Raw genomic sequence first — 23,456 nt, forward strand, 5'->3', positions numbered from 1 at the left:
ACCCACTTTTGGGTATTTTACACGTAAAAATACTCGTTAACTTTGTAGTATAGCTGTTTGCCGGCAGCGATATAAAGATATATTAGCACGCGCCTACAACGCCAGTCAGCCTCCGGGTTGACTGGCGTCGGCGTTTACAGCAAGCCCACCGGGCAAAAAGGCCCGCTGTTTTCACAACCAGTTTCACATCACTAGAAAAATAGTTGGAAAACTAGAAAAATAGTTTTATCTTCGGTCTATGGAAAAATTAACGCGCAAAGAAGAAGAGATCATGCAGGTGGTCTGGCAACTAGGCAAATGTTTTGTGAAAGAAGTCATTGAGCGCCTGCCCGAACCGAAGCCGCATTATAATACCGTGTCTACGATCATTCGTAACATGGAAGAAAAAGGCTATATCGGCCATCGCGACTTCGGTGGCTCTCATCAATATTACCCGGCAATCGCCCGCGAAGATTACCGGAAAAATTTCATGACCGGGGTCATCGATAATTTCTTTGATAATTCCTATAAGAACGTGGTTTCCTATTTCGCCCGCGAAGAAAAGATCAGTGTGGAGGAACTGCAGGAAATTATCAGGATGATCAAAGAAAAAAAGAAAAAATGATGGAATACTTTATCAATTACCTGTTGCAGGTCGCCCTTAGCCTTGCTTTGCTGCACGGAATTTACCGCCTGTTCGTCCGCACGGAAACTTTTCACCGGTTAAACCGCTGGGTGCTGATGGGAAGTTTGCTGCTTTCGGCGTTGTTGCCGGCAATATCCATTCCGGCCATAGGCCAGCAAACCGCCGGCATAATGGATGGCTTTTCTTATTTCTTACTGCCCGTGGTAGTGAGTGCGGAAGGACCCGGGACTGCTGCCGAAAACCTGCGGACAGCCAGCCTTCCCGGCTTCTGGCAACTGGCGGGAATGGTTTATATCACGGTTAGCGGAATTCTCCTGTTCCGCCTGCTTTTTCAGCTGGCAGGCATTTCCCGGCTGATCCTTTGCAGCGACCGCGTACCGCAGGACGGGTATTACCTGGTGATTTCGAAAAAAGTGCATACCCCCTTTTCCTTCTTCCGGTATATCTTCCTGAACCCGAAAGACCTGGGCGCCGCCGGAAGCCGGCAAATACTCGACCATGAGGAAGTGCATTCCAGGCAGCTTCATAGCGTTGACAATCTCCTGGCAGAATTATATGCGCTGATTTTCTGGTTCAGCCCCGTGAGCTGGTGGCACAAACGGGAAATTCTGCTCAACCTGGAGTACCTGGCAGATAACGGTGCGCTGGAAAAGGGATGCGAACCGGGCGATTACCAGCTCCAGCTCTTAAAGGCAAGCCTGAGGGACACCCGCTTCGCCCTGGCCAACCACTTTGCCCAGTCAATCATTAAAAGAAGAATAAAAATGATGAATACTGAAAAATCGCCGTTAAGGAGGGCCTGGAAATACCTGCTCCTGATCCCGGCTGCAGCGGCTGCGCTCTTGCTACTGAATTGTACCGGCGAATTCGAACAGGAGAAAACTGGCGGACCGGACACGGAAACCGGCCGGGAAGGCTCTATTTCCGAATCGCTTGTCACTCCCGATACCAGCCATCAGAATGGCACAGGCTATAATTTTGCGGAAGTAGATAAAAAACCCGTATTCCCGGGCGGAAATGATAAGATCCTGGAATATGTCGGCGAAAACTTCACTTATCCCGCGGCGGCAAGGGAAGCAGGAATTGAAGGTACGGTTTACGTAATGTTCACTATTATGGCTGACGGCAGCGTGAATAATGTAAAAGCGGTCCGCGGCGAAGACCTTGGCGGCGGCCTTGCCGAAGAAGCCGTCCGGGTGGTGAAGTCCATGCCTGCCTGGACCCCGGCGGAACAAAAAGGTAAAAAAGTAGCGGTCAGCTATACGTTGCCTGTCTTTTGCCGGCTGTCAACGACACCGAAACGATTAAGTAAAGACGATCCGGATAATATATATTCTTTTGCCATTGTCAATAAAAAGCCGCAGTTCCCCGGAGGAAATGATAAGATTATGAGTTACATCGGCGAAAATTTCCTTTATCCTTCTGAAGCACTGGAAAAAGATATCCAGGGCAGTGTATATATTCAGTTCATGATCGAAAAAGATGGGAGCATCAGCAATGTAAAATGTGTTCGCGGGCAAAGCCTTGGGGGCGGCCTTGCCGAAGAAGGGGTCCGGGTGGTAAGCTCCATGCCTGCCTGGACGCCAGGGGAACATAAAGGAGAAAAAGTAGCGGTCAGCTATACGCTTCCCATTTTTGCCAGTGTGCAAAAGTAATATCCACAGGCGGGCGGGACCAGATCGTCAAAATTTGCTTTTTTATATAATCCGTTCTGGCGGGGGCCGGGGCGGATTTTTTTATTTAACAGCAGCACATACCGGAAGATCAGCAGAGAGACTAATAAAATAGTTGCATAACTAAAAAATTAGTTGTATGTTTACTTTATGAATCAAAAAGAGCTTACAAAGGCCGAAGAACAGGTAATGCAGATACTCTGGAAGATCAGGAAAGGATTTGTAAAGGACATCCTGGAGGAGGTTCCGCAACCAAAGCCGGCTTATACCACACTTTCAACCATTATCCGGATACTGGAAAAAAAGGGATTTGTCGCTTACCGGGCTTACGGGAAAACACACGAATACTATCCCCTTATTTCCGAAGAAACCTATAAAAAATTCATCACCGAAAAGCTGGTCAGCAGCTATTTCGGCAATTCTTTCAAAAGCCTGGTTTCTTTTTTCGTGGAAGAAAAAAATCTCAGCCTGAAGGAGGCAGACGAGATCATTCGCATAATTGAAGCAAACAAGGGGCAAAAGTAATGGACTACTACATAAACGTAAATATCGCGGTGGCATTGATTTATGGCTTCTATCACCTGGCGCTGAGGCGCTCCGCCTATTTTTGGGCAAACCGCGCGTTTTTGCTTTCCGGCCTCGGGCTCGCTTTTATTATACCTGCATTAAATTTACAACCTGGAAGTTTCTCCGGCCTGCTTCCGGACCTTTCTTTCCCGGACCCGGTTCTGCAGCCGGCTTTTTCACCTGTGTACGAACATGCGGTAAATGCAAGACCAGCTCCTGTTTCCATTGTGGCAGAGCAGGCAGCAGCTTCGTCGTTCCTGTCCGTTTGGGAATGGATAGTACTCGCCTACTGTTTCATTTCCGGCCTGTTCCTGCTGAAGATCTTCGTTTTTACTCATCAGCTGTTACAGATTTACCGGAAGAGCCGGGTTATAAGATACGACGGTTGCCGGCTGGTATTGCTGGAAAACAGCCGCGAACCTGCGTTCTCCTTTTTCTCGCTTATTTTCATCAATTCCACCGACCTTCAGCGGACCGACAATTGGATTTTGCGGCATGAGATCATCCATGTGAAACAATTGCACAGCCTTGATATCCTCTTATCGGAAATTGTGAAGGCGCTCCTGTGGATCAATCCGTTTGTTTACCTGTACCAGCGCGCATTGCGTTCGGTTAATGAATATGTCGCGGACGCCATCGTACCCGAAGATGAGAAGAGCGATTATGCCAGGCTGATGTATGACTATTCCTTCCGGAACACCCCTCTGTCCCTGAAAAGTTCATTTTTCAATAAAAACATATTAAAAAGGAGGATAACCATGTTATATCAAAAGAAAACCCGGAAAATGCGAGTTGCCTATGTACTCGTGATCCCTTTCACCGCGCTGCTACTTGCCTTCACTACGGGAGAAAGCCGGAAACCAGTAATCTCGCTGACCGGCGAGTCCCATAAGCCGGAAACCGCAGAACCCGGAACCAATCAAACTGCATCCGGCCTCATTACCGTTTCAGGTACTGTCACAGATCTTATGAACCATACAATTGCCGGAGCTTCCATTTTTGTAAAAGGAACGCCCCAGGGCACTTCAACGGACTTAAAGGGAAATTTTGAACTCCGGAACATCCCTTCCGACGCCGAGTTGCAATTCAGCATGATCGGCTATCAAACCGAATTGATCACGCTCCAGAACAATCGTACGGTAAACATACGGCTGCAACGAAAACGCGAACGCCTCGATAATATGGTCATTAACGGCTTTATTTCTTCCAAGGACGAAGGGAAGCCGGAAGCTAAACCCGAACCATCTCCGGCCCCCGAAGGCACTGTTTATAATTTTGCTTCCATAGAAAAAATGCCGGCCTTTCCCGGGGGAAAAGAAAAGCTGATATCTCATATAGGAAGGCAGTTCCAGTATCCTGCAGAAGCCCGGAAGAAGATGGTGGAAGGCTTGGTTGAAGTCGGCTTTATCGTGGATGAAGAGGGCAATGTGACTCATGCGGAAATACTAAGAGGCATCGGGAGCGGCTGCGATGAAGAAGCCCTGCGGGTGATCAAAACCCTTCCTAAGTGGGAACCCGGCGAACAAAACGGCGTAAAAGTTGCCGTCTATTATGTGTTGCCGATAAAACTAAATTTGAATTGATCGCGGGCTGAGCGGGCTAAAGCTCCCCTATCTCTTTCCAGCTGATTGCCTGCAGCTGATCAGAAAGCGATACGGGAGCCTCTCCGCCATAAATCAGTAAACTATGAGCGCCAGGATTGTTTTTTAACCAAAATCTCAGGCCGCTAAACATCGATGTGTTTACTTTCTTACTTGATTTGATTTCAACAGGCAGGTAATTGCCCTGTTTCTCCATCAAAAGGTCTACCTCGTTACCAGTACTGTCGCGGTAAAAATACATCCCTTCATTGATGCCTTGATTAAACCGGTTCTTCTTAATCTCCGTTATAATCCAATTTTCAAATATGCTTCCGTAATACTGATGGTTTGAAAGTGCCGCCTGGGATTGAATACCCAGTAAATGGCAGAGCAATCCTGTGTCGTAAAAATACAGCTTTGGACTTTTCACTATCCGTTTATTCATGTTATTGTACCAGGGCTGCAGCAGGTAAATAATATAACTGCTTTCTAATATTCCTAGCCAGGCTTGTATTGTTTTGGTATCCACTCCAATTGCGCGGGCCATTTCTTCCCGGTTGATCAGCTGCCCTGCCCGTGTTGCGCAAAGCATTATAAAACGCGTAAAATCCCCCAGGTTGGTTATATTTCGTAGTAATCGAACATCCCGTTGTATATAAGTTTGGACATAGGAACTCATCCATTTATCAGGTATTAAATCCTGGTCCCATATTTCAGGATAGCCTCCTGCAAGGATATGTTTGTAAATGTTATCCTTGGTCAGCCCGGCCGCGCTCAACTCCAAATACGACAAGGGTAATAATTGCAAGTACCCGGCACGGCCTGCTAATGACTGGGAGATTTGTTCCTGTAGTAGGAAATTGTTAGAACCGGTTAGAATGAATTGTCCCCGGCTCTTATTGTCATCAAGAATTCCCTGCAAATAACGGAAGATGTGCGGAACGCGTTGTACCTCGTCTAATACAGCCCCGTTTGGAAATTGCTGCAGAAAAGCTTGAGTGTCCTGTTCTGCAGCAATTTGGACAGAAGGATTTTCAAGGCTTACATATTGCTTTTGTTTGAAAAGCAATCTTGAAAGCGTTGTTTTTCCGCTTTGACGCGGACCTATGATACATAAGGCCCGAAACTGGCTTAATAGTAATTTTGCCTCGTCCAGTATATCCCTTTGTATAGTACTCATGATGATTCCATTTTTGCAAAAATATGTAAATCTGGAATCAAATTCCATTTTTGCAAAATTTTACAAATCTGGAATCCGATTCCATTTTTGCAAAAAAAGGCGTATTATTCCGCCTGGGCGGGCAGCGGGAATACGGGCAGGCTTTCATGCCCGGCTGCATCGACAGCCTGGACAGCAAAAAAGTAATTGTCTTTTGAATATGGAAGGCGGACCCTGGTTGCCGGTACACGGATCTTCTTCTGCCATACGGGGCTTGAGGTTTCACGGATCAGGACATAGTAACTTAGGGTGGGATCCTGCGACTGCGGGGCTTTCCAGGCCAGGACCGTTTCGTTGCTGAGGCCTTCCATTATTATCTGCACTTGCTCAGGCGGGCCGGGTGACGCAGCCAGGTTGGCGAGGCTGGCCATATTCATAGCGGTAACCTTGCGGAGGTATTCGAAATCGACATGCTGTACCAGGTCCCCGTATTCCAGGCCGTTTTCTGTGCGTACATCCTGGTGCTGGTAGCGGAAATGTTCATTCATTTCAGTGACCCTTATGGCCGGGAAGCCTTCTCTGCTGAATGGAAGGTGGTCACCTCCGCGCAGGAAACGGTCGGGCCGGTAGATCAGCATAATTTCCAGGTGGTCCACATAGCGCTCGCCAAGCTCTTTGAGGTAACGGGCAAGCTGGCGGGAAGGGCTGTCGTTTTCCATGCCCAGCTGCCGGATCCGGGCGATCTCCTTTTCACCGGCGGCCACAGGTATCCCTTCGCTGAAAACGCGTACCCGGGTATTGTCGCGCAACAGGGTGCCGCTGCCCTGGCTGTTGCCTACGATATCGTTGGTGATCATGCCGGCCACCTGCCACCCTTCCTGCTTCGCGCGGGCAGCCAGGTGACCGGAGCCCAGCAGGCCCTGTTCTTCTCCGGCAACGCAGGCAAAAATAATAGTGGCCTTAAAACGATGTTTGCTCATGATCCGCGCCATTTCCATGACCGCCGCGGTGCCTGAGCAGTCGTCATTTGCGCCGGGGGCGTCTGATACGGCGTCGCTGACGTCTGAATTCCTGGAATCGTAATGGCCGCTGACGATGAACACCCGCTTGTCGGCAGTATCCACACCCGGCAGAATAGCAATGACGTTCTTTATTTCCGTAGCTTTTTCTACTCTTCGGATACCGCCTTCCTGCACATAGGAATCATATTCCACCATCAACCTTCCGCCTGATTCCCGCGCATAACGTTCCAGTTCCGCTTTGATCCAGCGCCTGGCAGCTCCTATACCGCGACTGTCGCTGGTGGTATCGCTAAGCGTATGCCTCGTGCCGAAGCCGGCCAGTTCCTGCACCAGCTGCCTTAAATGGTCCGCAGAAACCGCCTTTACCATGTCCGCTATTTGCGGGTCCCGGTCTATGGAAACGGTTTGAGCCCGCGCTGTATAAACCGCGGCTGACAAAAGAAGCGCGCCTGAAAAAAGAAGCGCGGCGGGAAAAACGCGAAAAATTATTCGTACTGCTGTTTTCATTATTACTTTAGAAACCACGTCTTCCGGGTATGACCGTGCCCAGCCCCTATCAGGGCCGACTTGAATCGATCCCGGAATTAATCTATTCATTTGACTGTTCCGGAAGAGACCTTCTTCACTTCTTCATTGATGGCCTTCAAAAGGGATATTTCCGGATCACGGACATCCTGGGAAAGTTCCCAGAACATAACGCCGGAAGCGCGTTCACGGGCAAGCCGGGTTTTGGCTTGCATCGTAGCCGGTCCGTTGTACAGAATATCATTCACCTGGTCTTTTTGAGGTGCATCCGGATCCATTTTTACAAGAACTTTGTAATCGGTTCCCGGGTATTTGCCGTAAAAAGGCAGGCCCAGCACGGCTTTCTCTTTCGGAAGCCCCCTTTTATTTCGCCAGTAGTCGAGGCATTCCACCGCGTGTTCATAGGAGGAATGATGCCCTCCGCCAGGTTTATCATAAGCCATGATGTTCACCCAGTCGACCACCTCGAACACCTTTGAGGGTATACCGGCTCCTATTCGCGGGTTAGCGCCTACCACAGCCATGGTCAGCTGCTTGCCGGTTTGATCAAGCGCGGCATCCAGTTCCAGCATTAACTCGTAAAAATGTTCCGAAGAAGGCTTTGTCTGCCCTGAATTAGTGCGGGCATCAGGGTATTCCCAATCCATATCCACGCCATCCAGCTGGTAAGTTTCGACAAAATTCACCACGTTCCCGATAAAAGCGCTGCGGCTTGCCGGATCAGCTGCCAGCAGTTCAAAACGGGTGTCCACCCCTCCGCCGTCCCCCAGATCCCATCCGCCAATAGAAATAAATACTTCAACATTATTTTCGTGGGCATTCTTCACAAGGGCCTGCAAATGGGAGGGATTTTCAAGCGGTTCCAGGCTCCCGTCCGAGGCCGGGACAAGAAAAGAATAATTAATATGGCTAAGCAGGTCGTAACGGATACTGTCAGGATTCAGTTCGCTCCAGGCAGTCGTATAAGCAATAATCCGGAAATCCTGCGCCTGTACTGCCGGGAAGCTGAACAGGGCAGCCATGAATAGCAGCAGCTTCTTCATAAATCGTTGGTTTTATTGCTAATTTAGTTATTTTAATGCAGAAACCCGCAGGCGCCGCAGATAGCGGGGCTGCGTATTGGGGGAGCAGCTAGCGGGTTGTAGCGGCTGTCGTTGGCTGTATCTGCTCATCCTATTAAGATGGCTATCAAAGCCCTAAAGAATAGTGAATATTTAAAAGCGATTAAAAATGGGGCTGAGGGCTACATCTCAACGCAAGACGCAATCGAGTATTTTGAAGACTACAAGGAGGATCATTAAAAGCATTTTGCAGTATGAAAGAAAGTTCCAACTCTACAATAATTTTCTATCCAACGAAAAAGCCAACCATCAGCAGTATTTGGTTGGGCTTATTTAAAATGAATTTGCTGATTTTGATCATTTCTTTAGCCGCTTATTTCATCGGACACAATATTTCTTATCAAAAATATATCCTCGTAATCGCACTTATTTTGTCTCTTTGGATAACGCTTCGAACAAAGGACGTATATGAGATTAGTATTTGCAAGGTAAGTAAGGAGCTAATTTTTAAATACCTAACCGCCTTCGGGCATAAAGGTAAAAATACTATAGACTTACAAACAGCCATTTATAGTTACCGTTTGAAGCCAGTTTCGAAAGTAAGCGTCCGATGGCATATGCATTTATATAATAACTATTTTAAAAATCGTCTTGACCTCTCTGGTAACTGGCCGTATTCGAAGGATCAATTGGATACAATCGATAATTTGATTACTTCACTTAGAAGGAGTGAAACATGTCGTAAAAACGAAACCGAATAATTAACACTTAGACATATGGAAAAAAAGCACATCAGACTGATCCTTTTTGCCGTCGCGGCCGGAGTCGTTTACCTGAGTTACGGCCTATACCAGAAAGTCGGGAAGCTTGGCACCTCGGAAATTTTAGTAATTGCGGTTACAGCAGCTGCGGCCCTGCTGATTTTGTGGATTGTCAACAACTTGCAAAAGAAGAAGGCGGATTAAACGCTATTTCAATCCCTTATTCTTCAGATTTGGCGCTCGCGGCGGTGTATTCCCGGTTCATCAGGGCGATATTGGCTACTGAAATAAGCTTGGGGCATTCTGCTTCGCAGGCGTAGGTATTGGTGCAGTTGCCGAATCCTTCCTTATCCATTTGAGCGACCATGGCCAGGGCGCGGCGCTGGCGTTCAGGCTGACCTTGCGGCAAATGGGCCAATTGTGACATTTTTGCGGAAACAAAAAGCATGGCGGAAGCATTTTTGCAGGCGGCCACGCAGGCTCCGCAGCCGATGCAGGCAGCGGCGTCAAACGCATCGTCGGCATCCTCTTTGGCAATAGGCAGGCTGTTGGCATCCTGGGCATTACCGGTATTTACGGAAATAAAACCGCCGGAGGCAATGATGCGGTCAAAGGCCGAGCGGTCCACGACCAAATCTTTGATGACCGGAAAGGCGCCGGCTCTCCAGGGTTCCACTACTACCGTGTCCCCGTCCCGGAAAGAGCGCATATGCAGCTGGCAGGTGGTAACACCCCGCTTGGGGCCGTGCGGCCGGCCGTTAATGAACATGGAACAGGTACCGCAGATACCTTCGCGGCAATCGTGATCAAACGCAATCGGTTCCTTTCCTTCGTTGATCAGCTTCTCGTTCAACACATCGAACATTTCCAGGAAGGACATATCGGGTGAGATGCCGCTCACCTGGTGCGTCTCAAAACTTCCTTTGGCTTCCCTGTTTTTCTGACGCCAAACTTTCAGGGTCAGATTCATATTTCCGCTCATTTATAACTCCGTTGTGCTATCTTGATATTTTCAAATGTCAGGCCTTCCTTGTGCAGCTCGTACCCCGCTTCCCCTTTGTATTCCCAGGCAGCGACGTAGGAAAAATGCTCGTCATCACGAAGCGCTTCCCCTTCCGGCGTCTGGTATTCTTCCCGGAAATGCCCACCGCAGGATTCATTCCGGTGCAGGGCGTCAATGCACATCAATTCGGCCAGCTCCAGGAAATCGGCCACACGGCCCGCTTTTTCGAGTTCGGGATTCAGCTCGTGCTGCCCGCCGGGAATGCAGACGTTCTGCCAGAACTCCGCCCGCAATACCCTGATTTCCTCTATTGCTTCCCTTAATCCCTTTTCGTTCCGGGCCATCCCACATTTGTCCCAGGTGATCTTGCCCAGTTGCTTATGATAGTAGTCCACCGAGCGGGTTCCTTTCACATTCAGGAGCCGGTCAATATCCGCCTGTACATTCCGTTCCGCTTCTTCAAAGGCGGGATGGTCAGTAGGAATGGCTTTCGTGGAAATTTCTTTGGAGAGGTAAGAGCCGATAGTATAAGGGATCACGAAATAACCGTCAGCCAGTCCCTGCATCAGTGCGGAAGCGCCCAGGCGGTTAGCTCCGTGGTCGGAGAAATTACATTCGCCCAGCGCATAGAGCCCGGGGACCGTGGTCATCAGGTCATAATCTACCCAGAGGCCGCCCATCGTATAGTGTACGGCCGGGTAGATACGCATGGGCGTCTCGTAAGGATTTTCCCCGGTGATCTGCTCATACATATCAAACAGGTTCCCGTACTTTTCCTTTACCACTTCTTTCCCTAAACGCCTGATGGTTTCCTTATCTGCATTCTCCATCCGTTGCTTGGATGCTTCAATTTTACCGTACCGTTCAAAGGCCGAGGCATAATCAAGGTAAACCGCCATTTTGGACGGCCCTACCCCATATCCTGCGTCGCATCGCTCCTTGGCGGCCCTTGAAGCCACGTCACGAGGTACCAGGTTCCCGAAAGCAGGATACCTTCTTTCCAGGTAGTAATCCCGTTCATCTTCCGGTATTTCATTTGCTTTGCGGGTATCATCTTGCTTTTTCGGTACCCAGATACGCCCGTCATTCCGCAGCGACTCCGACATCAGCGTCAGCTTGGATTGATGGTCGCCTGAAACGGGAATACAAGTGGGATGAATCTGCGTATAACAGGGATTTGCGAAATAAGCCCCTTTTTTATGTGCCTTCCAGGCAGCAGTCACATTGCTGCCCATGGCATTGGTAGACAGGTAGAAGACGTTTCCGTAACCGCCCGAACAAAGCAAAACGGCATGGCCGAAATAACGTTCCAGCTGGCCGGTAATAAGGTTGCGCGCAATAATGCCCCTGGCTTTCCCGTCAACGACTACCACATCCAGCATTTCATGGCGGGAATACATTTCTATTTTTCCCATCCCAACCTGCCGCATCAGTGAACTGTAGGCCCCCAGCAGCAGTTGCTGGCCGGTTTGCCCCGCGGCATAAAAGGTGCGCTGCACCTGCACGCCGCCAAAGGACCGGTTACTAAGCAGTCCGCCGTATTCGCGGGCAAAAGGAACGCCCTGGGCCACGCACTGGTCAATAATATTGCCGCTTACCTCTGCAAGCCGGTGGACATTCGCCTCGCGGGACCGGTAATCGCCCCCTTTTACGGTATCATAAAAAAGCCGGTAAGTGCTGTCCCCGTCATTCTGGTAATTCTTAGCGGCATTGATCCCGCCCTGGGCAGCAATGGAGTGCGCCCTCCGGGCCGAATCCTGAAAACAAAATACTTTCACTTTGTATCCCAGTTCGGCAAGCGTAGAAGCAGCTGAAGCTCCTGCAAGTCCCGAACCCACCACGATCACTTCCAGATGGCGTTTATTAGCCGGGTTGACGAGCGGAACCGAAGAACGGTATTTCGTCCACTTTTCGCCAAGCGAGCCATCGGGTATTTTGGAATTCAACTCCATAAATCAAACGCGTTTAATCAAGTAGTATGGAAAAAGAAGAAATAAATGGGCATGGAGGCAAAACCTGCGGGAATTAATATCCCGAAGATTACCGTCCCCACCCAGCGGATAGCCCCGTTGTACTTGGGATGGTTAATACCCATCGATTGAAAGGAACTCTGGAAGCCATGCCGGAGATGGAACCCGAGGGCAACCATTGCCAACAGGTACAGCAACACGATCAGGGGCTGCTGAAATCCCGCTTCCACCACCTTGTACATATCCTTGTACACGTGTATTTCCTGCTCGTTCGCTACGTCTGTTAACACAAAGCCTTTTTCTTCATAACCCTGCCCGGTCACATCTTCCGTGCTGAGTATTTCCCCTGTTCCCACATCCACGACGTACCTGGTGTACGGCAGTTCGCCCCAATGATATTCCGCCCAGAAATTGCTAAGGTGTACGGCTATAAATACCAGCACGATCGTGCCCAAAATTCCCATATTACGGGAAGACCACATACTATTGGCTTTCCCATTGGTTACCGCGTAACGCACGGGACGGGCCCGCTGGTTTTGCCAGGCCAGGTGAAGTCCCTTAAATGCATGCCAGAGGATAGATATGTATAAAATATAGCTAATCGCCTTAATAAAGGGGTTACTGGTCATGAAAACGGTATATTTATTAAGGGCGAAGCCTCCGTCGGATTTGAAAAGCTGCAGATTTCCCCACAGATGTACAATAAGGAAAAGGCATAGAAACAATCCGGTGAGAGCAACAGTAATTTTTTTTCCGATAGAGGAAGAAAAATATTCAGAAAAACGGCTCATGTGCGACGAAAATTAACTTGAAGTGCGACAAATCTATTCAATTATTCAATACGATGCTAAGAATTCAATTATTTAGATTTGTTCTATATAGCACTGCCTGGCTGGGCCGGATTTCATCGTATTTGTTATTTTGCCGCTCCAAACGTTACTTTGCAACATGAACTATACACTCAAGCACGTTCCCGAACGTGAGATAAAGCCCCGGGGTAAGGGTATTACCATGGTAATGGATAAGGGGTTGAGCATAAACGAGGTAGAGAACTTCCTCTCCGTGGCCGGGGACCATACAGATATTGTTAAGCTGGGCTGGGCCACCTCTTTTGTTACTCCTAATCTTGCGGAAAAACTGAAAATTTACCGCCAGGCAGGCATACCGGTTTACTTCGGCGGGACGCTGTTTGAGGCGTTTATTGTACGCGGGCAGTTCGAGGATTACCAGCGCGTCCTGGATAAATTTGAAATGGAGCATGCCGAAGTATCGGACGGTTCCATCACCATCGACCACGAACTTAAATGTGAATTCATTCGCCGGCTAGCCAAACAGGTAACGGTTATTTCAGAAGTAGGTTCCAAAGACGAAGCCAAGATCATTCCTCCCTATAAATGGATCCAGCTGATGAAGGCGGAACTGGAAGCCGGCTCCTGGAAGGTGATTGCGGAAGCGCGCGAAAGCGGCAATGTGGGTCTTTACCGCGGAACAGGAGAACCGCGCATGGGCCTGATTGAAGAAATACTTACACAGATCCCCAGGAAAAGATTATCTGGGAAGCTCCTCAGAAAGCGCAGCAGGTTTGGTTCGTCAAGCTGCTGGGAAGCAATGTAAACCTTGGCAACATTGCGCCAGCCGAAGTCATTCCGTTGGAAACGGTCCGGCTGGGCCTGAGAGGAGATACCTTCAATCATTTCCTGAACGGCCTGGACCTGGACATTAAACTATGAAGCAACTCCTCGGGCTCATCGGCTACCCGCTTTCCCATTCGTTCTCCAAAGAATATTTCCGCAGGAAATTTGAGCAGGAAGGCATCAGCGGGTACACGTATGAATTATTTCCCCTTGAAAAAATAACCAGCCTGCCGGCGCTCCTGGAACAGCATCCGCAGCTTGCCGGGCTGAATGTCACCATTCCTCACAAAGTTGCCGTATTACCCTATCTGCAGCACCTGGACGAAACAGCCGCTGCCATTGGTGCGGTAAATACCATTAAGATCAGTAACGGGATTCTCAGCGGATACAACACGGATGCCTGGGGTTTCAGCGCTTCCCTCCGGCCCCTGCTGCAACCCTGGCATAAGAAAGCCCTGATCCTGGGCACAGGAGGCGCCTCGAAAGCTGTTTTGCATGTGCTGCGCAGCCTTGGTATTGATCCTCTTTTTGTTTCCCGCCAGCCGGGGAACGGCCAGATCACCTACAGTCAACTGGATGGAGCCTTTATCCGGGACTACCCGCTGATCATAAATACCACTCCCCTGGGAACATTTCCCGATACGGAAAGCTGCCCGGAGATCCTTTACAATGAACTTTCGGAACGGAATCTGCTATATGACCTGGTATATAACCCGGCCGAAACACTTTTCCTGAAAAAGGGAAAAGAACGGGGAGCTGCTGCCATTAACGGCATGGAAATGCTGCGCCTTCAGGCTGAAAAAGCGTGGGAAATATGGACAAAAGAAACTTAATCTGCCTGCTGGCGCTGGTATTAATGTTTTCTGCCTGCCGGCAGGAGGGATATACCCCAAAGCCGAGAGGCTATTTTCGAATAGAATTTCCTGAAAAGGCGTATAAACCTTACACCAGTGACTGCCCCTTTTCTTTCCGGATCCCGGTGTATGCCAATGTTTCCGCGGATACATCGGCCAATGCCCGGCCTTGCTGGATGGACGTAGCCTTTCCCGGGTTCAATGCCCGCATTCATTTTAGTTACTGGCCCATTCAGTCCGGGAAAATGCTGTACCAGCTGGTGGAAGACAGCCGGGACCTTGCCTTTAAGCATACCATAAAAGCAACAGCCATTGATGAACAGCTGATCATCCGACCGGAAAAAGACATGTATGGGATTGTTTATAATATCCGGGGGAATACGGCTTCTTCCCTGCAGTTCTTCCTGACCGACAGCACCAGTCATTATGTACGGGGCGCCCTTTATTTCCACGAAGAACCACGGATAGATTCCATTCGTCCCGTACTGGAGTTTATTCGCAGCGACATTGATTCGCTGATAGCAAGTTTCAGGTGGAAATAGCTTCGGCTGGCGCTAATTTTCTTAACTTCGCAGTAAGAGCATTTAAAATGATCAGCATTAAGCAGTTTACATTTAATCCCTGGGCCGAAAATACCTTTATCCTGTATGACGAAACCCGCGAATGCATTATTATTGACCCGGGATGCCATATCCGGGAAGAACAGGATCTGCTGGTAAAGTTTATCAGGGACGAACAGTTAAACCCGGTACTGCTGCTTAACACGCATTGTCATATTGACCACGTGCTGGGGAATAAATTCGTACAGGAAATGTACGGTTTGTCCCCGCGCTTCCATCGCCTGGAAGAAGCCGTACTTCGGGCCATGATCCCCTATGCTGCTTCCATGAACATGCCTTATACCCCTCTCCTCCGGCGGAAGTTTTCCTGGAAGAAGGAGAGCAGATCGAATTTGGTAAATCCGAGCTGAAAAGTCTCTTTACCCCGGGGCATTCTCCGGGAAGCCTTTCTTTTTTTTCGAATGAAGACCGTTTGCTGATTGGCGGAGATGTGCTTTTCCAGGGCAGCATTGGCCGCACCGACCTCCCCGGGGGAGATTTCGATACGCTTATCCGGAGTATCCAGGTGGAATTATTCTCCCTGGGGGATGACGTGAAAGTATTCCCGGGACACGGGCCGGCTACTTCCATTGGTTTTGAACGCGAGAATAACCCCTTCCTGTGAATTTCCCTTTTTACATAGCACGCCGGTACTTGTTGTCGAAAAAATCGACCAATGCGATAAATATTATTTCCCTGATCTCTGTACTGGGCATTTTTGTAGGTTCAGCCGCCTTGCTGATCATTCTTTCCGTATTTAACGGTTTCGAAGGCCTGGTGCTTTCGCTATTCAATACTTTTTCCTCCGATATACGGATCGAGGCCAGCGAAGGCAAGCGCTTTGACCCGGGGGCAACTGCCGCTTTTGACAGTATAAAAAATATGCCCGAAGTGGCTTTGTACTCGGAGACCCTGGAGGAAAAGGCCCTGCTGCGCTATGACCGAAGCCAGCATATAGCCACCTTAAAAGGAGTAAGCGAAGATTACCTGGCCAGCCATTCCTTTGATTCCACGATTGTCAAGGGGAAGGCCGTACTGCGGTCGGATTCCCTTAATTATGCGATTATCGGGAGCGGCGTGGAATACTACCTGGGAATAAACGTGGCCGGCGAAAACGATCTGCCGGTAAGCGTCTTTACTCCCAGGCGGGGCCGGTCCGCCGGCTTGAGCCTGGCCCCTGCCGGGGACTTCCGGCAGGAAGAGATCTATGTTTCGGGGGTATTTGCCGTGCAGCAGGAGTTTGATGAAAAATATGCACTGGTGCCGCTTCGCTTTATCAGGAACCTCCTGGACGAACCCCGCCGCGTAGGCGCTGTGGAACTGATGCTGAAAGAAGGGACCGATACGGAAGCCTTCAAGTCAGGTTTGAGAGAAATGCTTGGCAAGGCGTTTACGGTAAAAGACCGTTATGAACAAAATGCCCTGCTGCACCAGCTGCTCAATTCGGAAAAATGGATGGTGTACATTATTCTCACTTTTGTACTGCTGATTGCCATCTGCAATATCATTGGCTCGCTGACCATGCTGGTCATCGACAAGAAAAAAGACATTGCCGTTCTGTTCAGCATGGGCGCCAGTCAGCGGCAGGTGAAAAAGATCTTTATGGCGGAAGGGATGCTGATAGCGCTCGGAGGCTGTCTGGCCGGCTTGCTTACGGGAGGCATTTTTTGTCTTGTTCAGAAAAAATACGGCCTTATCTCCATGGAAGGGGCTTCCTTTATCGACGCCTATCCTGTAGTGCTTAAAGCCGGCGACTTCCTGCTGGTTTTTGCGACGGTCTTTCTTATTGCCTTCCTGGCTTCCTGGTTCTCTACCCGCCAGAGCCTTAGAAACTTCGGGAATATCCGGGACGAACTCGCCGTTCAGTAAGATATTCATTTTAGTTTTAAAACTTATGGCTATAGGAATTTTCTTTTGCTTTTTGTTTTTTGTCGCTAATTTTAACGTATGGAAAACAATGAAGTTAATGAAGCAGCGCCTAGGTACTATCCAAGGATGACCGCGGAAGAATACCTGGAATGGGAAAGAGGCCAGGAGTTCAAACATGAATACCATGACGGCGAGATCGTTGTCATGCAGGGAGCGGCTCTTAATCACAATTACGTGAATATGAATCTGATCGGGCCCATTGCCATGCATCTGAGGGATAAACCTTGTGATGTGTTTGCGAATGATCTCAGAACGGAGGCCAAAGCGGCAAATTCCTATTATTACCCGGATATTGCCATCGTATGCGGCGAGCCTGATTCGCCGGATGAAAAACGGGATATGATCTGCAACCCGGCAGTAGTAATAGAAGTGCTTTCTCCGTCCACGAGGTTTTATGACATTCACCGGAAAAAGCCGTCTTATATGCTTTTGCCTTCCCTGAAAGAATATATTATGGTGGATTCAACGTCTGTCATGGTCAATACTATCCGGAAAAAGCCTGCTGACTCCCTGGAAAGCGGCGCCTGGGAAAGCGATGTATTAAAAGACCTGTCCGGCCAACTTACTATACCCACGATAGGCCTGTCCATTCCGCTCTCCGAAATTTACCGGAAAGTGGATTTTAACCGGCGTTCCAGGCTTTGACGGGAGCGCAATGCAAGTTTAATAGATCCGGCCGGGCACCAGGTAATGCTGCACGTAATCGCGTACTCCTTCTTCCAGGGAATGGAACGCTTTATCATAACCCGCCGAGCGCAGTTTGTTCATTTCGGCTTCGGTAAAATACTGGTATTTATCGCGGATATCCTCCGGAGTGTCTATAAATTCAATATTTTCGGGACGATCCATTGCGCTGAATGCAGCGCGGACCAGGTCAAGGAACGTTCGCGCTTTACCGCTGCCAAGGTTGTAAATGCCGGACGGCTTCCGGTGAAGCATAAAGAAAAACAATACATCCACCACGTCCTTTACGTAAATGAAATCCCGCTGCTGCTCCCCATCGCGAAAATCAGGATGGTGGGATCGGAACAGCTTCATTTTGCCGGTTTCCCCAATCTGCTTAAAGGCATGGAATACCACCGAGGCCATACGTCCCTTGTGGTATTCGTTGGGGCCGTACACGTTGAAAAACTTGATTCCCGCCCAGAAAAAAGGTTTTCGTTCCTGCTTCACCGCCCATTTATCAAATTCGTTTTTCGAATCTCCATAAGGGTTCAGGGTTGGAGCCGTTCTACTATTTCATGACTGTCCGTATAACCATGCTCGCCCAAGCCGTAAGTAGCGGCCGAAGAAGCATAAACCAGCGGCAGGCCGAATTCCACGCATAGTTTCCATACTTCCTTGCTATATTGAAGATTCAGGAGGTCGAGCAGCGTTTTATCCGATTCGGTAGTATCGGTGCGTGCGCCCAGGTGAAAGACAAACTGGACCAGCAGCTGGTTGTCCCGCAGCCATTTAATGAAATACTTCCTGTCAATGCACTGTGAGTACCGTTTGCCCTCAAAATTCCGGTTCTTCTGCGGTTGGGAGAAGTCGTCGACCAATACCAGGTCATAATAGCCCTCCTCGTTCAACTTAGTAACCATGCTGCTGCCTATAAATCCAGCCGCACCCGTGATAACGATCATATGAATAATTTTTAACCGGCTGCAAAAACGGGCTGCGTTACCGGTTCGATAAGCCCTTTCTTCGCAGCCATGTCGAACAATACCTCCACAGCCCGGCGTCCTTCAGGCCCCAAATCTACTGAATACTTATTTACATACAATTCAATATGCCGGTACATAACGGTCTCATCCATTTCCTGGGCATGGGAACGGATAAATGCCAGCCCCGAGGAGGGATTAGCAAATGCATATTCAATGCTGCGGCGGATCAGCCTGTCTGCTTTGGCCTGAATTTCCGGACGGATAGCTCTTTTCACCATGATACCACCCAGCGGAATAGGGCAGCCTGTTTCCTTTTCCCAGAATTCGCCAAGATCCATGACTTTTCGCAGGCCTTTTTCTTCATACGTAAAGCGATTCTCATGGATGATCAGGCCCAGGTCTATTTCGCCCTTTAACAGGGCTTCCTCAATGCCTGAAAAAACCATTTCCTTCTTGTGTTTCGCTTCCGGGAAGGCCAGACTTAGCAAAAAATTAGCAGTAGTATAGTGACCGGGTATGCCAATCATTTTATCCTGAAGGCCGGCAGGCTGGGCGGAACTTTCGGCAAGCGGAAGATTGCCGTCCCCGGGGATATCCCGATTAGTACTAGGGCTTATATTTGCGCCCGGAGCGGTGATCAGCAGCGGGCCTACGCCAAAGCCAAGCGCGCTGCCGGCATTGAGCAGGACATAATCTGAGATCACATGCGCAAAAGCATAATAGCTCAGCTTGGTGATGTCCAGCTCTCCGCGAAAAGCTTTCCTGTTCAGCGTTTCTACGTCGTCGTAAAAAACCTCGAATTCGAGTCCTTCTGTATCGATCTTTCCGTGGATAAGCGCATCGAAAATAAAGGTATCATTAGGGCAGGGAGAAAATCCAAGACTTAGTTTCATTTATCCATAGTTTATCGCTTTGAGCCCATTAACGGCTTTCGGCCTTATTCTCGTGTAAGGCCGCAAATTGCTGATCGAAACACTTACAGCTTCAGGGCAAGCCTCAGCTGTAAAACCTAATCTGCATCGTCCGCAGGGCTGCTGCTGTATTCCTCAACAATCCGGGTCAGGGCCGCACTCAGCTCTTTAACAGCAAGGGGGATGTTCCAGTTTTCCCGGTTGCGTTTTTCAACATAATTGGAAATGGCTCTCAGCTGCAGGCATTTTATCCCTTCGCTCATGCAAACATAGAAAAAGCCGGCGCCTTCCATACTTTCGGTAATTGCCGGAAGGCGGGAACGTATTGCTTCAATGCTGGATTCCTTACCATGCACGGTATTTACGGTAAGCCCTTCCGCTTCCTGCCATCCGGGATGGCGGAAATCGTTTACCAGTTTCCCGTTTTTGAACGGCGGCGTTTCCGCTCCTGTCATGCCAAGCCGGAAAATATCCAGAAAATCCTCCCCGTCTTCCGCCCCGCTTTCCGCCCCAAGGTCGGCGAAGCTGTCGCTTACCACCTGGACTACGGCTCCAAGGGGCAGCGCCCGGTCAAAACTGCCGGCAATTCCGGCGTTAATAACCAAATCATAGGTATATTTCTGCAGGGCTTTTGTCAAATGATAAATGGTGGCAGGCGTTCCCACTCCTGTAACCAGCACGTAAACCGCAGTACCTTGCGCCGGCGCGGTCCCTTTTAAAAACACTTCCTCCGGGATACCGGGCACGAATGCCCCTGAATCCAACGCTCCTTCATTAAGGAAGGGTGCAATCTCCGCCTTCGTAGCCGATACGATCAGTATGTTCATCTTATGCTCATTTCGTCGGCTGAATTTAAGGTATTAATTTTTATTCCGATATTTGCAGGACGTATGATACTCGTCACTCGAAAAGAACACTTTAACGCTGCCCACAAGCTTGAGAACCCCGACTGGACAGACGAAAAGAATCGCGAAATTTTTGGGAAATGTGCCAATAAGAACTGGCATGGGCATAATTATCAGCTTTTTGTGACGGTTAAGGGGGAGCCCGATCCTGAAACAGGCTACGTTACTGACCTTAAGAAATTAAGTACCATTATCCGGGAACACATTATTGAAAAGGTGGACCACAAAAACCTGAACCTGGATGTGGACTTTATGCAGGGAGTTCTCGCTTCTACTGAAAACCTGGCAATTGCCATCTGGGATCAGCTTGAACGGCATATTGACGGATTGCATTGCGTTCGGCTGTACGAAACGGAGAATAATTTTGTAGAATATTTTGGGAAATAAAGAATCCATGGACGATAAAAACATTGAAGGTCAGCTGCTTGACGAGCTGGAAATGGACGGTTACCAGAAAATTGACCGCTATAATACCCACAAGATCAAGCAACTCGCTGATAAATACAGGGAAATCCTGAAGGATATCGGTGAAGACCCCACGCGCCCGGGACTGCTAAATACGCCCGAACGCGTAGCCAAGGCGCTGCTTTATTTCACTCATGGCTACGATATGGACCCTGCCGGGATCATCCGGTCAGCCCTGTTCGAAGAAGAGTACAGCCAGATGGTCATCGTAAAAGACATAGAGCTTTATTCCCTTTGCGAACATCATATGGTGCCTTTTTTTGGTAAGGCTCATATTGCCTATATCCCCAAAGGAAAAATTGTGGGGCTTAGCAAAATACCCCGGGTGGTGGACGTTTTTGCCCGCCGCCTCCAAGTCCAGGAACGACTGACCAACGATATAAAAGATTGCCTGCATAACACCCTGCAGCCTGCGGGAGTAGCGGTAGTCATTGAATGTACCCACTTGTGTATGTGCATGAGAGGGGTGCAAAAACAGAATTCTGTGACCACCACCTCTGCCTTCACGGGAGAGTTCGCCAAGGAAACCACCAGGGCCGAGTTTATGCGTTTAATTTCAGCCAACCTCGTATAATCGATGAAAGCATATTTATTTCCCGGACAGGGAGCCCAGTTTACAGGCATGGGAAAGGAGCTGTATGAAAACTCCCCCAGGCAAAGGAACTTTTTGAACACGGAAACGATATAATCGGCTTCCGGATAACCGATATCATGTTTTCCGGGACGGAAGACGCCCTCAAACAGACAAATGTAACGCAGCCCGCGATCTTTCTCCATTCGGTAGCGCTTGCCCGGTCAGCAGGGGCCGCCTTCGATCCTGCGATGGCCGCGGGCCATTCCCTGGGAGAATTTTCAGCGCTGGTCGCCGCCGGCGCCCTTTCTTTTGAAGACGGCCTGCAACTGGTCATTGCCCGGGCCAACGCCATGCAGAAAGCCTGTGAGAAGCAACCTTCCTCCATGGCGGCCATACTTGGCCTGGAGGATAAGATCGTAGAAGATATTTGTTCCGGAATTCAGGAAACGGTGGTACCGGCCAACTATAACTGTCCCGGCCAGCTGGTTATCTCGGGAACCGTCGAAGGCGTAGAAGAGGCTTGCAGAAAACTAACCGAAGCAGGTGCCCGCAGGGCGGTGATCCTGAGTGTCGGCGGCGCTTTCCATTCCCCGCTGATGGAGCCGGCCAGGGGCGAGTTGGAAAAAGCTATCCAGGATACCTCCTTTACCCGCCCGGTTTGCCCGGTTTATCAGAATATTACGGCACAGCCAGCCAGTGACCCCGATATCATAAAAAAGAACCTGGTTGCTCAATTGACAGGCCCGGTAAGATGGACCCAAACGATCCTGAATATGATCGCCGGAGGGGCGGATGCGTTTATTGAAACAGGCCCCGGGAATGTGCTGCAGGGGTTGGTCAGGAAAACCGACCGCTCAGTAAGCGCGGCGGCCATTTAGAGCTAGTTTACCGAAACTGCCGGGAAGCGAAAAGGATTTTCTGTCCGGGTAAGCAGCTGCATATGCCCGCGGAGGAAGGTTTTAGCGGAGCGAGAATTTGCCTTCGCCGATCCTGCGGCCGCTGGTGAACAGATGCACGTTGTAAAGGCCTTTCTCCAGGTTATTCTCACGCGGCAGTTCCACCGCGTATACCGGGTTAGCCCGGGAATAAAAGATCGTTGTCTTGGCGGTGCAGGCAACGGATTCCCCGTTCGGGTCGTTAAAGGCAGGGGTGCCATTTCCGATGGCTTCCAGCAACTTTCCATTCGGATCAAAGATCCGGAAGTAAATTTCCCGTTCACCTTCTTCAGCTACCTGGTTGGGGTAAAAAGAAAATTCTATCCGCAGTTTATTCGCCCGGATGGCCCTGGATGTTTGATCTTCGTATTCCCTCCCATCGTCCATGCGGGAATAAAATGTAATAATATGCACCTTCTCCGTTTCCAGTAGGGCAGCTTCGGAAATTTTTTCCGTTAACTCCACGTTCCTGGTAGCCAATTCCCGGTTTCTTTGCTGCTCAACGTCCACTTTTGACCGCAAATCCTCGTTTTCAGCGAGTAATTTGCTCTTTTGCTTCTTGAGTGATCCTATCTCCGCCAGGTAAGCGCCTACGTAATTGCGGAGCCCTACTACCTCAGACTTGGCCTGCTGAAGTTGCCTGGCAGTAAGTTTGTTGTTTTGCAGCGCTTCCTGCAGCTGGGTGATCTTCTCTTTCAGCTGAGCCTGACGTGTCCTCAATTCGGCGCTCAGATCCAGGTTGAGGCTGTTCACCTTGTCCAGTTCGGTTTTCAGCTTGTTCAACTCCTGCCGGAGGAAGGCTTTCTCTTCCCGGATAGTGATCAGATTGCTTTTGGCATCATCCCGGGTAAGGAATAAATATGCATTTCCTGCTAAAAGTAACGCGATGATGCCTAATAATATATATATAGTAGCGCTTGTTCCGCTTTTAATACCGGTATCCATCTTGGTCGCTCTCTGCCTGTGAATCAGTTTCTCACAAACATTTGTTTAATGTTAACTGCTTATTAACAATTATTATACCAGCCCCCTGCAGCCTGCGGAGGCACGTATCC

General features: G+C 49.4%; 25 protein-coding genes and 2 pseudogenes. 16 read left to right on the top strand and 11 right to left on the bottom strand.

All coding sequences use genetic code 11. The features are described from left to right. The first annotated feature begins 238 nt into the window (after window positions 1-238). The 4 genes from FRZ59_RS03495 (at window position 239) to FRZ59_RS03510 (ending at window position 4,448) form a co-directional block, all read left to right on the top strand. On the top strand, window positions 239-604 hold the full coding sequence (locus FRZ59_RS03495; protein ID WP_132127943.1) for a BlaI/MecI/CopY family transcriptional regulator: 366 nt from the start codon (window positions 239-241) through the stop codon (window positions 602-604). Next, window positions 601-2,280: a M56 family metallopeptidase gene (locus FRZ59_RS03500; RefSeq protein WP_132127944.1), complete on the top strand. Its 1,680-nt coding sequence runs from the start codon at window positions 601-603 to the stop codon at window positions 2,278-2,280. Before FRZ59_RS03495 ends, FRZ59_RS03500 begins: the two co-directional genes overlap by 4 nt. 168 nt (window positions 2,281-2,448) lie before the next feature. Further along, window positions 2,449-2,823 carry a BlaI/MecI/CopY family transcriptional regulator gene (locus FRZ59_RS03505; protein WP_132127945.1) on the top strand — a complete coding sequence of 125 codons (375 nt, stop codon included), beginning with the start codon at window positions 2,449-2,451 and terminating at the stop codon, window positions 2,821-2,823. Then, complete coding sequence (locus FRZ59_RS03510) at window positions 2,823-4,448, top strand: M56 family metallopeptidase (protein WP_132127946.1); 1,626 nt, start codon at window positions 2,823-2,825, stop codon at window positions 4,446-4,448. Before FRZ59_RS03505 ends, FRZ59_RS03510 begins: the two co-directional genes overlap by 1 nt. 16 nt (window positions 4,449-4,464) lie before the next feature. On the opposite strand, the gene FRZ59_RS03515 is transcribed toward FRZ59_RS03510, so the two are convergent. The 3 genes from FRZ59_RS03515 to FRZ59_RS03525 all read right to left on the bottom strand — a co-directional run bounded on the left by FRZ59_RS03515 (window position 4,465) and on the right by FRZ59_RS03525 (window position 8,194). Beyond that, a complete protein-coding gene (locus tag FRZ59_RS03515; protein WP_158640516.1) occupies window positions 4,465-5,625 on the bottom strand; it encodes an ATP-binding protein in 1,161 nt (386 codons plus the stop codon). A 104-nt stretch (window positions 5,626-5,729) separates the two neighbouring features. Next, window positions 5,730-7,133 (bottom strand): M28 family metallopeptidase, encoded by a 1,404-nt coding sequence (locus FRZ59_RS03520; RefSeq protein WP_132127948.1) that lies wholly within the window; start codon window positions 7,131-7,133, stop codon window positions 5,730-5,732. 86 nt (window positions 7,134-7,219) lie between these two features. Next, a complete protein-coding gene (locus FRZ59_RS03525; protein ID WP_132127949.1) occupies window positions 7,220-8,194 on the bottom strand; it encodes a glycosyl hydrolase family 18 protein in 975 nt (324 codons plus the stop codon). Window positions 8,195-8,466: 272 nt separating this feature from the next. Between FRZ59_RS03525 and FRZ59_RS03530 the strand changes: the two genes are divergently transcribed. Continuing rightward, window positions 8,467-8,973: a hypothetical protein gene (locus tag FRZ59_RS03530; RefSeq protein WP_132127950.1), complete on the top strand. Its 507-nt coding sequence runs from the start codon at window positions 8,467-8,469 to the stop codon at window positions 8,971-8,973. Window positions 8,974-8,988: 15 nt separating this feature from the next. Continuing rightward, window positions 8,989-9,177, top strand: coding sequence for a hypothetical protein (locus tag FRZ59_RS03535; protein WP_132127951.1), 189 nt, complete (start codon window positions 8,989-8,991; stop codon window positions 9,175-9,177). Between the two features lie 16 nt (window positions 9,178-9,193). Here the strand turns inward: FRZ59_RS03535 and FRZ59_RS03540 are convergent, their stop codons facing one another. The 3 genes from FRZ59_RS03540 to FRZ59_RS03550 are packed head-to-tail and all read right to left on the bottom strand — an operon-like array spanning window position 9,194 to window position 12,737. Continuing rightward, window positions 9,194-9,943: a succinate dehydrogenase/fumarate reductase iron-sulfur subunit gene (locus FRZ59_RS03540; RefSeq protein ID WP_207910204.1), complete on the bottom strand. Its 750-nt coding sequence runs from the start codon at window positions 9,941-9,943 to the stop codon at window positions 9,194-9,196. An 8-nt stretch (window positions 9,944-9,951) separates the two neighbouring features. Continuing rightward, the gene (locus FRZ59_RS03545; protein WP_132127953.1) at window positions 9,952-11,928 is read right to left on the bottom strand and encodes a fumarate reductase/succinate dehydrogenase flavoprotein subunit; all 1,977 of its coding nucleotides are present in this window, start codon (window positions 11,926-11,928) and stop codon (window positions 9,952-9,954) included. A 17-nt stretch (window positions 11,929-11,945) separates the two neighbouring features. Then, window positions 11,946-12,737 (bottom strand): succinate dehydrogenase cytochrome b subunit, encoded by a 792-nt coding sequence (locus FRZ59_RS03550; RefSeq protein WP_132127954.1) that lies wholly within the window; start codon window positions 12,735-12,737, stop codon window positions 11,946-11,948. A gap of 157 nt (window positions 12,738-12,894) precedes the next feature. Between FRZ59_RS03550 and FRZ59_RS03555 the strand changes: the two are divergent. From FRZ59_RS03555 to FRZ59_RS03580, 7 genes and pseudogenes are all read left to right on the top strand, one after another. After that, window positions 12,895-13,676: pseudogene (locus tag FRZ59_RS03555) on the top strand (phosphosulfolactate synthase). Further along, window positions 13,673-14,413, top strand: a complete 741-nt coding sequence (locus tag FRZ59_RS03560) for a shikimate dehydrogenase family protein (RefSeq protein ID WP_132127956.1) — start codon at window positions 13,673-13,675, stop codon at window positions 14,411-14,413. The pseudogene FRZ59_RS03555 and the gene FRZ59_RS03560 overlap by 4 nt, the downstream one beginning before the upstream one ends. Beyond that, window positions 14,395-14,976: a gliding motility lipoprotein GldD gene (gene gldD, locus FRZ59_RS03565; protein WP_132127957.1), complete on the top strand. Its 582-nt coding sequence runs from the start codon at window positions 14,395-14,397 to the stop codon at window positions 14,974-14,976. The genes FRZ59_RS03560 and gldD overlap by 19 nt, the downstream gene beginning before the upstream one ends. A 47-nt stretch (window positions 14,977-15,023) precedes the next feature. Continuing rightward, window positions 15,024-15,404, top strand: coding sequence for an MBL fold metallo-hydrolase (locus FRZ59_RS19710; RefSeq protein ID WP_349290824.1), 381 nt, complete (start codon window positions 15,024-15,026; stop codon window positions 15,402-15,404). Then, window positions 15,380-15,658 carry an MBL fold metallo-hydrolase gene (locus tag FRZ59_RS19715; protein ID WP_349290840.1) on the top strand — a complete coding sequence of 93 codons (279 nt, stop codon included), beginning with the start codon at window positions 15,380-15,382 and terminating at the stop codon, window positions 15,656-15,658. The genes FRZ59_RS19710 and FRZ59_RS19715 overlap by 25 nt, the downstream gene beginning before the upstream one ends. Further along, window positions 15,655-16,902: an FtsX-like permease family protein gene (locus FRZ59_RS03575; RefSeq protein ID WP_132127959.1), complete on the top strand. Its 1,248-nt coding sequence runs from the start codon at window positions 15,655-15,657 to the stop codon at window positions 16,900-16,902. The genes FRZ59_RS19715 and FRZ59_RS03575 overlap by 4 nt, the downstream gene beginning before the upstream one ends. Before the next feature lie 78 nt (window positions 16,903-16,980). After that, on the top strand, window positions 16,981-17,607 hold the full coding sequence (locus tag FRZ59_RS03580; protein ID WP_132127960.1) for a Uma2 family endonuclease: 627 nt from the start codon (window positions 16,981-16,983) through the stop codon (window positions 17,605-17,607). An 18-nt stretch (window positions 17,608-17,625) separates the two neighbouring features. On the opposite strand, the gene FRZ59_RS19370 is transcribed toward FRZ59_RS03580, so the two are convergent. The 4 genes from FRZ59_RS19370 to mqnB all read right to left on the bottom strand — a co-directional run bounded on the left by FRZ59_RS19370 (window position 17,626) and on the right by mqnB (window position 20,349). Beyond that, window positions 17,626-18,135, bottom strand: a complete 510-nt coding sequence (locus tag FRZ59_RS19370) for an NAD-dependent epimerase/dehydratase family protein (RefSeq protein ID WP_262713157.1) — start codon at window positions 18,133-18,135, stop codon at window positions 17,626-17,628. A 41-nt stretch (window positions 18,136-18,176) separates the two neighbouring features. Next, entirely contained in the window at window positions 18,177-18,590 is a 414-nt protein-coding gene (locus FRZ59_RS19375; RefSeq protein WP_262713158.1) for an NAD-dependent epimerase/dehydratase family protein, read from the bottom strand. An 11-nt stretch (window positions 18,591-18,601) separates the two neighbouring features. After that, a complete protein-coding gene (locus FRZ59_RS03590) occupies window positions 18,602-19,504 on the bottom strand; it encodes a 1,4-dihydroxy-6-naphtoate synthase (protein WP_132127962.1) in 903 nt (300 codons plus the stop codon). Between the two features lie 116 nt (window positions 19,505-19,620). Further along, a complete protein-coding gene (gene mqnB, locus FRZ59_RS03595) occupies window positions 19,621-20,349 on the bottom strand; it encodes a futalosine hydrolase (RefSeq protein WP_132127963.1) in 729 nt (242 codons plus the stop codon). A 63-nt stretch (window positions 20,350-20,412) separates the two neighbouring features. On the opposite strand from mqnB, the gene FRZ59_RS03600 reads away from it, so the two are divergent. The 3 genes and pseudogenes from FRZ59_RS03600 to fabD all read left to right on the top strand — a co-directional run bounded on the left by FRZ59_RS03600 (window position 20,413) and on the right by fabD (window position 22,344). Further along, window positions 20,413-20,814, top strand: a complete 402-nt coding sequence (locus FRZ59_RS03600) for a 6-pyruvoyl trahydropterin synthase family protein (protein WP_132127964.1) — start codon at window positions 20,413-20,415, stop codon at window positions 20,812-20,814. A gap of 7 nt (window positions 20,815-20,821) precedes the next feature. Further along, window positions 20,822-21,466 carry a GTP cyclohydrolase I FolE gene (folE, locus tag FRZ59_RS03605; protein WP_207910205.1) on the top strand — a complete coding sequence of 215 codons (645 nt, stop codon included), beginning with the start codon at window positions 20,822-20,824 and terminating at the stop codon, window positions 21,464-21,466. A 3-nt stretch (window positions 21,467-21,469) separates the two neighbouring features. Further along, window positions 21,470-22,344 (top strand): annotated as a pseudogene (gene fabD / locus FRZ59_RS03610) (ACP S-malonyltransferase). A gap of 81 nt (window positions 22,345-22,425) precedes the next feature. On the opposite strand, the gene FRZ59_RS03615 reads toward fabD, so the two are convergent. Beyond that, a complete protein-coding gene (locus tag FRZ59_RS03615; protein WP_132127966.1) occupies window positions 22,426-23,346 on the bottom strand; it encodes a DUF8428 domain-containing protein in 921 nt (306 codons plus the stop codon). Window positions 23,347-23,456 lie beyond the last annotated feature (110 nt).

Source organism: Anseongella ginsenosidimutans, assembly GCF_008033235.1.
GTDB classification, from domain to species: domain Bacteria; phylum Bacteroidota; class Bacteroidia; order Sphingobacteriales; family Sphingobacteriaceae; genus Anseongella; species Anseongella ginsenosidimutans.

Excerpts from the sequence above, each read along its gene's own strand:
- gldD (WP_132127957.1), top strand. The coding sequence starts at position 14,395 with ATGGACAAAAGAAACTTAATCTGCCTGCTGGCGCTGGTATTAATGTTT.
- FRZ59_RS03540 (WP_207910204.1), bottom strand. The coding sequence starts at position 9,943 with ATGAATCTGACCCTGAAAGTTTGGCGTCAGAAAAACAGGGAAGCCAAA.
- FRZ59_RS03505 (WP_132127945.1), top strand. The coding sequence starts at position 2,449 with ATGAATCAAAAAGAGCTTACAAAGGCCGAAGAACAGGTAATGCAGATA.
- mqnB (WP_132127963.1), bottom strand. The coding sequence starts at position 20,349 with ATGAACATACTGATCGTATCGGCTACGAAGGCGGAGATTGCACCCTTC.
- FRZ59_RS03520 (WP_132127948.1), bottom strand. The coding sequence starts at position 7,133 with ATGAAAACAGCAGTACGAATAATTTTTCGCGTTTTTCCCGCCGCGCTT.
- FRZ59_RS03545 (WP_132127953.1), bottom strand. The coding sequence starts at position 11,928 with ATGGAGTTGAATTCCAAAATACCCGATGGCTCGCTTGGCGAAAAGTGG.
- FRZ59_RS03510 (WP_132127946.1), top strand. The coding sequence starts at position 2,823 with ATGGACTACTACATAAACGTAAATATCGCGGTGGCATTGATTTATGGC.
- FRZ59_RS03500 (WP_132127944.1), top strand. The coding sequence starts at position 601 with ATGATGGAATACTTTATCAATTACCTGTTGCAGGTCGCCCTTAGCCTT.
- FRZ59_RS19375 (WP_262713158.1), bottom strand. The coding sequence starts at position 18,590 with ATGATCGTTATCACGGGTGCGGCTGGATTTATAGGCAGCAGCATGGTT.
- FRZ59_RS03515 (WP_158640516.1), bottom strand. The coding sequence starts at position 5,625 with ATGAGTACTATACAAAGGGATATACTGGACGAGGCAAAATTACTATTA.
- FRZ59_RS03580 (WP_132127960.1), top strand. The coding sequence starts at position 16,981 with ATGGAAAACAATGAAGTTAATGAAGCAGCGCCTAGGTACTATCCAAGG.
- FRZ59_RS19710 (WP_349290824.1), top strand. The coding sequence starts at position 15,024 with ATGATCAGCATTAAGCAGTTTACATTTAATCCCTGGGCCGAAAATACC.
- FRZ59_RS03560 (WP_132127956.1), top strand. The coding sequence starts at position 13,673 with ATGAAGCAACTCCTCGGGCTCATCGGCTACCCGCTTTCCCATTCGTTC.
- FRZ59_RS03550 (WP_132127954.1), bottom strand. The coding sequence starts at position 12,737 with ATGAGCCGTTTTTCTGAATATTTTTCTTCCTCTATCGGAAAAAAAATT.
- FRZ59_RS03525 (WP_132127949.1), bottom strand. The coding sequence starts at position 8,194 with ATGAAGAAGCTGCTGCTATTCATGGCTGCCCTGTTCAGCTTCCCGGCA.
- FRZ59_RS03615 (WP_132127966.1), bottom strand. The coding sequence starts at position 23,346 with ATGGATACCGGTATTAAAAGCGGAACAAGCGCTACTATATATATATTA.
- FRZ59_RS03530 (WP_132127950.1), top strand. The coding sequence starts at position 8,467 with ATGAAAGAAAGTTCCAACTCTACAATAATTTTCTATCCAACGAAAAAG.
- FRZ59_RS03535 (WP_132127951.1), top strand. The coding sequence starts at position 8,989 with ATGGAAAAAAAGCACATCAGACTGATCCTTTTTGCCGTCGCGGCCGGA.
- FRZ59_RS03590 (WP_132127962.1), bottom strand. The coding sequence starts at position 19,504 with ATGAAACTAAGTCTTGGATTTTCTCCCTGCCCTAATGATACCTTTATT.
- FRZ59_RS03600 (WP_132127964.1), top strand. The coding sequence starts at position 20,413 with ATGATACTCGTCACTCGAAAAGAACACTTTAACGCTGCCCACAAGCTT.
- FRZ59_RS03495 (WP_132127943.1), top strand. The coding sequence starts at position 239 with ATGGAAAAATTAACGCGCAAAGAAGAAGAGATCATGCAGGTGGTCTGG.
- folE (WP_207910205.1), top strand. The coding sequence starts at position 20,822 with ATGGACGATAAAAACATTGAAGGTCAGCTGCTTGACGAGCTGGAAATG.